At 64.3% G+C, this 8,581-nt stretch carries 10 protein-coding genes; 5 read left to right on the forward strand and 5 right to left on the reverse strand.

Going from position 1 to position 8,581, the window contains the following annotated elements:
• Positions 1-198: 198 nt before the first annotated feature.
• Entirely contained in the window at positions 199-1,476 is a 1,278-nt protein-coding gene (locus tag WMC41_RS25970) for a 4-aminobutyrate--2-oxoglutarate transaminase (protein WP_244766151.1), read from the forward strand.
• 95 nt (positions 1,477-1,571) lie between these two features.
• Positions 1,572-3,053, forward strand: a complete 1,482-nt coding sequence (locus WMC41_RS25975; RefSeq protein ID WP_288079012.1) for an NAD-dependent succinate-semialdehyde dehydrogenase — start codon at positions 1,572-1,574, stop codon at positions 3,051-3,053.
• 35 nt (positions 3,054-3,088) lie between these two features.
• Here WMC41_RS25975 and WMC41_RS25980 read toward each other — a convergent pair whose 3' ends face one another.
• The 4 genes from WMC41_RS25980 to WMC41_RS25995 are packed head-to-tail and all read right to left on the reverse strand — an operon-like array spanning position 3,089 to position 5,449.
• Positions 3,089-3,484, reverse strand: coding sequence for a type II toxin-antitoxin system VapC family toxin (locus WMC41_RS25980; RefSeq protein ID WP_272808125.1), 396 nt, complete (start codon positions 3,482-3,484; stop codon positions 3,089-3,091).
• Positions 3,484-3,726 (reverse strand): type II toxin-antitoxin system VapB family antitoxin, encoded by a 243-nt coding sequence (locus WMC41_RS25985; protein ID WP_244766154.1) that lies wholly within the window; start codon positions 3,724-3,726, stop codon positions 3,484-3,486. Before WMC41_RS25985 ends, WMC41_RS25980 begins: the two co-directional genes overlap by 1 nt.
• A 57-nt stretch (positions 3,727-3,783) precedes the next feature.
• A complete protein-coding gene (gene maiA / locus WMC41_RS25990; protein ID WP_432348867.1) occupies positions 3,784-4,428 on the reverse strand; it encodes a maleylacetoacetate isomerase in 645 nt (214 codons plus the stop codon).
• Between the two features lie 4 nt (positions 4,429-4,432).
• Complete coding sequence (locus tag WMC41_RS25995; protein WP_272808128.1) at positions 4,433-5,449, reverse strand: fumarylacetoacetate hydrolase family protein; 1,017 nt, start codon at positions 5,447-5,449, stop codon at positions 4,433-4,435.
• A 115-nt stretch (positions 5,450-5,564) separates the two neighbouring features.
• On the opposite strand from WMC41_RS25995, the gene WMC41_RS26000 reads away from it, so the two are divergent.
• Entirely contained in the window at positions 5,565-6,125 is a 561-nt protein-coding gene (locus WMC41_RS26000) for a DUF2585 domain-containing protein (RefSeq protein ID WP_398430784.1), read from the forward strand.
• A gap of 2 nt (positions 6,126-6,127) precedes the next feature.
• Here WMC41_RS26000 and hmgA read toward each other — a convergent pair whose 3' ends face one another.
• A complete protein-coding gene (gene hmgA, locus WMC41_RS26005) occupies positions 6,128-7,459 on the reverse strand; it encodes a homogentisate 1,2-dioxygenase (protein WP_432348869.1) in 1,332 nt (443 codons plus the stop codon).
• Positions 7,460-7,540: 81 nt separating this feature from the next.
• Between hmgA and WMC41_RS26010 the strand changes: the two genes are divergently transcribed.
• Together WMC41_RS26010 and WMC41_RS26015 are read left to right on the forward strand one after the other, a co-directional pair.
• Positions 7,541-7,999, forward strand: coding sequence for a MarR family winged helix-turn-helix transcriptional regulator (locus WMC41_RS26010; protein ID WP_432348870.1), 459 nt, complete (start codon positions 7,541-7,543; stop codon positions 7,997-7,999).
• Positions 8,000-8,086: 87 nt separating this feature from the next.
• The gene (locus tag WMC41_RS26015) at positions 8,087-8,341 is read left to right on the forward strand and encodes a WGR domain-containing protein (protein WP_432348872.1); all 255 of its coding nucleotides are present in this window, start codon (positions 8,087-8,089) and stop codon (positions 8,339-8,341) included.
• Positions 8,342-8,581 lie beyond the last annotated feature (240 nt).

An 8,581-nucleotide genomic window follows, 5' to 3' on the forward strand; every position in this document is an offset into this window, starting at 1 on the left:
GGTAGCCGGCTCGAAAAACCGTCGCGTCGCCGCCGTAAAATGTCCGTTGCATTCTTGCAGAAAAAATGTAGGAATTCCACTTGAGACTTGCAGAAAAAATGCAAGTTAATGCGGTTCCGGCAAAAGCGCAGTGCGGTTTTGCATTCGGAATTGCGTGAAAGCTCCATTATCAGAAGCCTCCAGATTCAGGATAGCGCCATGACCGCAACGCCCCTCACAGACCGCAAGAACGCCGCCATCTCGCGCGGCGTCGGCATGACCACGCAGATCTACGCCGACCGTGCGGAGAATGCGGAGATCTGGGACAAGGAAGGCAATCGCTATATCGACTTTGCCGCCGGCATCGCCGTCGTCAACACCGGCCACCGCCATCCGCGCGTCATCGAGGCCGTCAAGAACCAGCTCGACCGTTTCACCCACACCTGCCACCAGGTCGTGCCCTACGAGAACTATGTCGAGCTCGCCGAGCGCCTGAACGCCATCACCCCCGGCAACTTCGCCAAGAAGACGATCTTCGTCACGACCGGCGCGGAAGCCGTCGAGAACGCCGTGAAGATCGCCCGCGCCGCCACCGGCCGGCAGGCCGTCATCGCCTTTTCCGGCGGCTTCCACGGCCGCACCTTCATGGGCATGGCCCTGACCGGCAAGGTCGTGCCCTACAAGGTCGGCTTCGGCTCCATGCCGGGCGACGTCTTCCATGCGCCCTTCCCGGTCGAGATGCACGGCACGACCGTCGAGCAGTCGCTCGGCGTGCTGAAGAAGCTCTTTGCCGCCGATGTCGATCCGAACCGCGTCGCGGCGATCATCGTCGAGCCGGTGCAGGGCGAAGGCGGCTTCTATCCGGTTCCCGTCAATTTCATGAAGGCGCTGCGCGAGATCTGCGACCAGCACGGCATCCTGCTCATCGCCGATGAGGTGCAGACCGGCTTTGCCCGCACCGGCAAGCTGTTCGCCATGGAGCACTACGGCATCGCGGCCGACATCATGACCATGGCCAAGGGTCTAGGCGGCGGCTTCCCGATCGCGGCCGTCACCGGCCGTGCGGAGATCATGGACGCGCCCGGCCCGGGCGGCCTCGGCGGCACCTATGCCGGCAGCCCGATCGGCGTTGCGGCGGCCCATGCCGTTCTCGACGTCATCAAGGACGAGGACCTCTGCAACCGTGCCGAAAACCTCGGCGCCCGCCTCAAGCAGCGCCTCGCCTCGCTGCAGGACAAGGTTCCCGAGATCGTCGACATCCGCGGCCCGGGCTTCATGAACGCCGTCGAGTTCAACGACGTTTCGACGAAGCAGCCGAGCGCCGAGTTTGCCAACAAGGTACGCCTGAAGGCCCTCGAAAAGGGGCTGATCCTCTTGACCTGCGGCGTGCACGGCAATGTCATCCGCTTCCTCGCGCCGATCACCATCCAGGACGAGGTGTTCGCCGAAGCGCTCGACATTCTCGAAAGCGCGATGATCGAAGCCCGCGCCGCCTGACCGGCGTCGCGCAACACCGATACACATCCTCCCAAGGCGACACCCGGAGCTCAGCTCCGGGTGAACGGCCTTCCATGTCCGAAAGGAAGGACACCATGGCTTTTTACGATGCTCTCACCCGGCACCTGAAGTCGACCGAATTCCTGCGTGATGCCGGCTATGTCAACGGCAACTGGATCGGCGGCAACGGCGCCGCGACCTTCGACGTCTTCAACCCGGCCACCGGCGAGAAACTGGCGACGCTGCCGGAAATGGGCGCCGGCGAAACGGCCGCGGCCATCGACGCCGCCCATGCGGCGCAGCAGGCCTGGGCCGCCCGCCCGGCCAAGGACCGCAGCACCCTCCTGCGCAAGTGGAACGACCTGATCGTCGCGAACGCGGACGAGCTGGCCGCGATCCTCACCGCCGAAATGGGCAAGCCGCTGCCGGAAGCCAAGGGCGAAATCCTCTACGCCGCCTCCTATGTCGAATGGTATGCGGAAGAGGCCAAGCGCATCAACGGCGAGACGATCCCCGCCCCGTCGGTCGACAAGCGCATGCTGGTCATCAAGCAGCCGGTCGGCGTCGTCGGCACGATCACGCCGTGGAACTTCCCGGCCGCGATGATCGCCCGCAAGGTGGCGCCGGCGCTCGCCGTCGGCTGCACGGTGGTCTCCAAGCCGGCCGAGCAGACGCCGCTTTCGGCCATCGCCCTTGCCGTGCTCGCTGAAAAGGCCGGCCTTCCGGCGGGCGTCTTCAACGTCATCCTCGGCACGGACGGCCCGGCGATCGGCAAGGAGCTCTGCTACAATCCGAAGGTCCGGAAAATCTCCTTCACGGGCTCGACGGAGGTCGGCCGCATCCTGATGCGCCAGTGCTCCGACCAGATCAAGAAGGTGAGCCTGGAACTCGGCGGCAATGCGCCCTTCATCGTCTTCGACGACGCGAATATCGACGCGGCCGTGGAAGGGGCCATGGCCTCGAAATATCGCAATGCCGGCCAGACCTGCGTGTGCGCCAACCGTCTCTACGTGCAGTCGAACGTCTATGACGTCTTTGCCGAGAAGCTGGCGAAGAAGGTCGCCGAGCTTTCGGTCGGCGACGGCTTCGACAAGGGCACGACCATCGGCCCGCTGATCGAGGAAGCCGCGATCGACAAGGTCGAGGCGCACATCGCCGACGCCGTCTCCAAGGGCGCCTCGGTGGTGGCCGGCGGCAAGCGCGTCGAGGGCAAGGGCACATTCTTCCAGCCGACCGTGTTGAAGAACGTCGCCCGCGGCATGACGGTCGCCCGCGAGGAGACCTTCGGTCCGGTCGCCCCGCTCTTCCGCTTCGATACCGTCGAGGACGTGATCGAGCAGGCGAACGACACCGAATTCGGCCTTGCCGCCTACTTCTTCGCCGGTGACCTCAAGAAGGTCTGGAAGGTGGCGGAAGCGCTGGAATACGGCATGGTCGGCGTCAATACCGGCCTCATCTCCTCCGAGGCCGCGCCCTTCGGCGGCATCAAGCAGTCCGGTCTCGGCCGCGAGGGCTCCGCCCATGGCGCCGACGATTATCTCGAACTGAAATATGTCTGCATGGGCGACGTCGCCTGATGACACCGGATCGCCCCGCGTCAGCGGGGCGGTCCTCATGCGGTCTCGATATCCGTCTGCGGAAAGTCGTCGCCCTTGTAGAGCAGCGGGACGTCGAACTGTCTTGCGCAGGCATAGGCAAAGCAGTCGCCGAAGTTGAGGCTTGCGGGATGGCGGCCCTTGCCGAAACGTTGATGGACGATGACCGCCAGATCCCCCACGCGTCGATCGATCGGCTCGACCGCGATGGAAAGCAGCGTGAGGAAATCTGTGACGAGCTGAAGCGCGTCGGTCGGCGCTATCTGACGTTCACGGGCCAGCGCGAGGGACGTCTCCCAAACCGCCATGGGTGATGTGTACCGGATATCTGCCTGTTGAAGCCGCGCCAGAAGTGCGTCGGCACCCTCTTCTGAAGCCAGGATCGCAACGAGCGCCGAAGCATCGACGAACATCAATTGTCCTCATAGAGACTGTCGATGAAGGCCTTGTCCGCAGGCGGTCCTTTCTTGGGGTATTTCGCATCCAGGTCGCGAACGAAGGCCTTGGCCTTCTCGACCAGCGTCGGCTCGCTTTCCGCGCGCTGCAATTCATGCACCAGCGCCTGCCGCACCGCCTCGGTCTTGCTGACCTTGCGCAGCGTGGACAGCCGTTCGGCAAGCCGGTCGACCTCCTGGTCCTTGACATAGAGCGGCATGGTATATCCTTCCTCGTTCGAAGGTATATATACCACGCCGGCACCTTGCCTGAAAGATCAGGCTAGCTTCACCGCGTCAGGATGCGCGGCCTGGAAGGCCGGGAGGGCGCGGCAGGTTTCGGTGATGCGCCGCACCCGTTCGAGACCCGACAGGTCGACGCCCCAGCGCTCGGCATTGTAGACCTGCGGGACGAGGCAGAAATCCGCCATGGTGAGCGTGTCGCCGTGGCAGAAGGTGCCGGTCGCCGGGGCGTCGAGGAGTTTTTCGACGGCGAGAAGACCCTCGCCGATGAATTTCTTCATCCAGTCGACGCGGGTCTCCTCCCCTCCCCCCGTGAGCGTCATGACATGGCCGATGACGCCCGTGTTGCAGACGGCGTGGATTTCCATGGCGATGGCATAGGAGAGCGTGCGCACCCGCTGCCGGCCGAGCGGATCGGCGGGCAGGAAACGCGCCTCGGGGCGCGTTTCGGCGAGGTATTCGATGATCGCCAGCGACTGCGTCAGCGTGTGCCCGTCGATCGACAGCGCCGGCACGAGGCCCTGCGGATTGCGGGCGCGGTGTTCCGGCGACCGTTGCTGTCCGGCCAGAAGGTCGATGGACTTGCGCCGATAGGCAAGACCGAGGCTTTCCAGCGCGATGCGCACGCGATAGCTGGCGGAGGACCGCCAGTAGTCGTAGAGGATGATCTCGTCCTGCACCGGCTCAGTCCTTCTCGTACCGTTCGACGGTCTGCTCGATCGCGCCGAAGATCGAATGGCCCGCCTTGTCCTTCATCTCGATGCGCACGGTGTCGCCGAACTTCATGAAGGGGGTCTTGGGCGCGCCGGACGTGATCGTCTCGATGGTGCGGATTTCGGCGATGCAGGAATAGCCCGCCCCGCCTTCGGCGACCGGCTTGCCGGGGCCGCCGTCGAGCTTGTTGGAAACGGTGCCGGAACCGATGATCGAGCCGGCGACGAGCGGCCGGGTCCTGGCGGCATGGGCAACGAGCTCGGCGAAATCGAAGGTCATGTCGACGCCGGCATCGGCCCTGCCGAAGGGCTTGCCATTCAGCGAGACGAGGAGCGGCAGGTGCAGCCGGCCACCGTCCCAGGCCTCGCCCAGTTCGTCGGGCGTGACCGCGACCGGTGAGAAGGCCGAGGAAGGTTTGGACTGGAAGAAGCCGAAGCCCTTGGCGAGCTCGCCCGGGATGAGGCCGCGCAGCGAGACGTCGTTGACGAGCATGACGAGCTTGATCGCCTGCCGCGCCTCCTCGACGCTCGCTCCCATCGGCACGTCGTCGACGATGACGGCGATCTCGCCCTCCATGTCGATGCCGAAGGCTTCGTCCGCCGCAAGGATCGGGTCCCGCGGTCCGAGGAAGCTGTCGGAGCCGCCCTGGTACATCAGCGGATCGGTCCAGAAGCTTTCCGGCATCTCGGCATTGCGCGCCTTGCGCACCAGTTCGACATGGTTGACATAGGCCGAGCCGTCCGCCCACTGGTAGGCGCGGGGCAGCGGCGAGGCGGCGTCGTGCTCGTGGAAGCGGGCGGTCGGCTGCGAACCGGTCTCAAGCCCCTCGGCGACCCTTTCCAGCCGCGGCGCGACGTGTTCCCAGTCATCCAGCGCATCCTGCAGGGTGCGGGCGATGTGCCCCACTTCCGAGCAGCGCGTCAGGTCGCGCGAGACGACGACCAGACGGCCGTCGCGGGTGGAATTTTTCAGTGTCGCAAGCTTCATGCGTCCTACTCCCGATCTTGTTTCCGGCCGTGCGATCGTGTCATCTACCGGCCGCCTGTCTCCACCCTCGTGCGCCGGTCGTGCCGGCGCATCGCATTTCCGAGGAAATCCCGTCTTGAACCGTACGGTGCTGAATTCCCTGCTGCTGGCCGCCGGCTTCATCGGCGCGACGGCCATCATCCTTTATACGATGGGTCAGCCGCTCATCTGCAAGTGCGGATATGTCAAACTCTGGCATGGCGTGGTGATTTCTTCGGAAAACTCGCAGCATCTGTCCGACTGGTACACGCCGAGCCACATCATCCACGGCATCCTGTTCTTCGGCTTCTTCACGCTGATCCTGAGGAAGGCGAGCCTCAACCTCCGGCTTGCCCTTTCGCTGGTGCTGGAATGCGCCTGGGAGATTCTCGAAAACACCGACATGATCATCAATCGCTATCGCGAATCGACGATCTCGCTCGACTATTTCGGCGACAGCGTGATCAATTCGAGCGCGGACATCCTCGCCATGGTGGTCGGCTTCTTCCTCGCCGCGCGCCTGCCCGTCTGGGCCAGCGTCGCGATCATCATTGTCTTCGAGGCGACAACCACCTGGCTCATCCGCGATGGCCTGGCGCTCAACATCCTGATGCTCGTCTGGCCGCTGGAGGCGGTGAAGGCCTGGCAGGGCGGGTGACGTCATTTGATGCCAGGCGTGCCGTCGAACCTGCGCTCCAGCCCATCCCAGCATTCGAGATAGTTGTCCTGCAGGGTCTCCAGCTCGGCCGCGAATTTCGTGAGCTGCTGGGGAAAGCGCGTCTCGAACATGAAGGCCATGGTGTGGTCGAGCTTCACGGGCTTCAGCTCGCTGTTCGAGGCCTTTTCGAAGCCCGTCGCATCCGGCCCGTGCGGCAGCATCATGTTGTGCAGGCTCATGCCGCCCGGCACGAATCCCTCTTCCTTGGCGTCGTACTGGCCATGGATCAACCCCATGAACTCGCTCATGATATTGCGGTGATACCACGGCGGGCGGAAGGTGTGCTCGGCCACCATCCAGCGCGGCGGGAAGATGACGAAATCGATGTTCGCCGTGCCGGCCTCCTCGGTCGGGGCCGTCAGCACGGTGAAGATCGACGGGTCGGGATGGTCGAAGAGGATCGCGCCGACCGGCGAATAGGTCCTGAGGTCGTATTTGAACGGCGTGTAGTTGCCGTGCCAGGCGACGACGTCGAGCGGGGAATGGCCGATCTCGGTGACATAGAACTTGCCGCACCATTTGACATGGACCCGGCAGGGCGTCTCCTTGTCCTCGTAGGCGGCGACGGGCGTCTTGAAGTCGCGCGGGTTGGCAAGGCAGTTGGCGCCGATCGGCCCGCGGTCCGGCAGGGTGAATTTCGCGCCGTAGTTCTCGCAGACATAGCCGCGCCAGATATCGCCCTCGCCGATGCGCGAGACCTTGAACATCATGCCGCGCGGGATGAGGCAAATCTCCAGCGGCTCGACATCCATGATGCCCATCTCGGTGAAGACGCGGACGGCGCCGAGCTGCGGCACGACCAAGAGCTCGCCGTCGGCATTGAAGAAGTAGTCGTCCACCATGTCGGCATTGAACGTGTAGGCGTGCGCGGCCATGCCGACCTGGGTCAGCACGTCGCCGGCCGTCGTCATGGTGCGGATGCCCTGAAGAAAGGTCTGCGTCTCGGCCGGTGCCGGCAGCGGGTTCCAGCGCAGCTGGCCGAGCGGCAGGGAATGGTCGTCTAGGCAGGGCGCCGTCTTCCAGTGCGGGTAGCTGGCATTGGAGAAGCGACGGGTGTGGCGCACGCTCGGGCGGATGCGGTAGAGCCAGGAGCGTTCGTTGGTGCCGCGCGGGGCGGTGAAGGGCGAACCGGAAAGCTGCTCGGCATAAAGGCCGTATTCGCATTTCTGGGGGCTGTTCTGGCCCTGCGGCAGGGCACCGGGGAGCGCTTCCGTCTCGAAGTCGTTGCCGAAGCCCGGCATGTATTTCAGGCTGTTGGCGGCGTGATCCGGCATGGCTAATCCTCCTCCTGCAAGGCGCTTGTCCTCAAGTGGTTGCAGATGTAACTGTCCATTTTGTAACCATCAAGGCATGCCATGGACTTCAAGCTCGAAACATTCCTGCCCTACCGGCTCAACCTTGCGGCCGAGCTGGTCAGCCAGCGCTTTGCCGCGCAATACCGCGCGCGCTATCGCATGACGCGGCCGGAATGGCGGGCGCTCGCCGCGCTCGGCTCCTACGGGCGCATGACGGCGACGGAGATCGGCGCCAATTCCAGCATGCACAAGACGAAGGTGTCGCGGGCCGTGCGGGCGCTGGAGGAAAAACGCTGGCTGAAGCGCAGCGAGGACCTGGACGACCGCCGGATCGAGCATCTGGAGCTGACGCCGGCGGGACGGCGCATCTATGGCGAGATGGTCGTGCTGGCGCACGACTACGAGCGGGACCTTGCCGGGCTTCTGGGAGCCGGCGGCCTGCGGCAACTGGAGGCGGGCCTTGCGGCCATCGAGACGACGCTGGCGGTACCGGCACGCCGCCGCGCGCCAAAGGACTGACGATCCATCAATCCCGTGAAACGATCGGGCGGGATCGATTCATATCTTTCGTTGGACGAGGATTCGCGGCTTCGGCAGACTCCTTCCATGCCGAAGCCACCCCCTGCCCTGCTGCCCACCTACCGTTTTCGCCGCATCGATGCAGCGCGCAACATGGCACGCTTCTACATGCTGTCGCTGGAGCCGGCGCTTTTCGGGGAGGTTGCGGTGCTGCGTCATTGGGGGCGCATCGGCAGCCGCGGCCGGCAGGCGCTGAGCCTCTATCCCACCCTGGTGGAGGCGGAGACGGTGCTTGCCCGGCAGGTCGCGCTTCGGCGCAAGCGGGGCTATGTCGAGGCGTAACCGGCACGGTTCGGCGAGGCAGCACGCAAAAGAATGAACTTTCTTGGGTTTTCCCCAGCCGAATCGAGTGACGCCGATAGCCGGCAAATGGTCAATAGGGTAAAGTCCGGTTTATGTGGTGCCAGCCCCGTCCCGCGGCCGGCGCGTTAACCCTTTTTGCCTTGCCCTCGAATCAGAATCGCGTCTAAATGCGTTTTAAACCTGCAAATGGGTTTGAAATCGCATTTTGAGATTCTCGAT

Origin of the sequence: Shinella yambaruensis, assembly GCF_050859155.1 — a bacterium.
Classification (GTDB): domain Bacteria; phylum Pseudomonadota; class Alphaproteobacteria; order Rhizobiales; family Rhizobiaceae; genus Shinella; species Shinella yambaruensis.